The organism is Massiliimicrobium timonense, assembly GCF_002160865.1.
Taxonomy (GTDB): Bacteria; Bacillota_I; Bacilli_A; order Erysipelotrichales; family Coprobacillaceae; genus Allocoprobacillus.
In genome coordinates, this window is record NZ_NFLJ01000093.1 from 1 (window position 1) to 1204 (window position 1204).

The 1204-nt window shown below is 47.3% G+C and carries 2 protein-coding genes; both read left to right on the forward strand.

Translation table 11 applies throughout. The annotated features are described in order from the left end of the window. The coding region (locus tag B5E75_RS14285; RefSeq protein WP_143746987.1) for a C40 family peptidase at window positions 1–651 on the forward strand (651 nt) is incomplete at its 5' end. Window positions 652–668: 17 nt separating this feature from the next. Continuing rightward, a partial coding sequence (locus tag B5E75_RS14290; protein ID WP_143746988.1) for a conjugal transfer protein occupies window positions 669–1204 on the forward strand: 536 nt, incomplete at its 3' end.

The following is a 1204-nucleotide window of genomic DNA, read 5'->3' on the forward strand; positions in this document are numbered from 1 at the left end:
CTTTCTTCAGCAGAAAATCAAGGCATAGAGGATATAAATGTGGTGGTACAGTCCTATAACTATGGCGGTGGCTATATCGGCTATGTAGCTAAGAATGGGAAAAAGCACAGCTTCACGCTGGCAGAGAATTTCGCCCGTGACAAGTCGGGTGGAAAGAAAGTCACCTATATGAACCCTATCGCTGTCGCCCGCAACGGTGGCTGGCGTTACGGGTACGGGAATATGTTCTATGTGGAGCTTGTCAGCCAGTATCTCACTGTCAGTCAAGTATCGGGTGAACTGGCACAGAAGATAATGAACGAAGCTCTGAAATATCAAGGCTGGGACTATGTATATGGCGGGAGCAATCCTAACACTTCTTTTGACTGTTCGGGGCTGGTTCAATGGTGCTATGGCAAGGCAGGCATTTCCTTACCGAGAACGGCACAGGCACAGTATGACGCTACCCAGCATATCCCTCTTTCACAGGCACAGGCTGGAGATTTGGTGTTCTTCCACAGTACCTACAATGCGGGGACGTATGTAACCCACGTCGGTATCTATGTGGGAAATAACCAGATGTATCACGCTGGCGACCCGATAGGCTACGCTGACCTTACAAGCTCCTACTGGCAACAGCACCTTATCGGAGCTGGCAGAATTAAGCAATAGAAAGGAATGGAAATATCATGTTCAAGAAAAAAGAAAAACCGATAAAAGAAAAGAAAATCCGCACTATGAAAGTGGGAACGCATAAGAAGTCCGTCATTGCCCTATGGGTGGTGCTTATCGCAAGCGTGAGCTTCGGTGTGTATAAGAATTTTACCGCTATCGACCAGCACACCACACATGAGATAGAAACCATACAGCTCCGTTTGAATGACACCACCGGCATAGAAAATTTCGTCAAGAACTTTGCGAAGTCCTACTATAAATGGAGCAACAGCAAGGAAGCAATCGAGGCAAGGACACAGGCTATCAGTGCTTATCTGACACAGGAATTGCAGGATTTGAATGTTGATACTGTCAGAACGGATATACCGACCAGCTCCACGGTCACGGACGTACTTATCTGGGACGTGGAACAGTCTGGGGAGAACGCTTTTACTGTTACCTACGAAGTAGATCAGCAGATAAAAGAGGGCGACCAGACAAGGAATGTATCAGAAACCTATACCGTGACCGTCCATGTGGACGTTGACGGGGATATGGTGATTATCCAGAA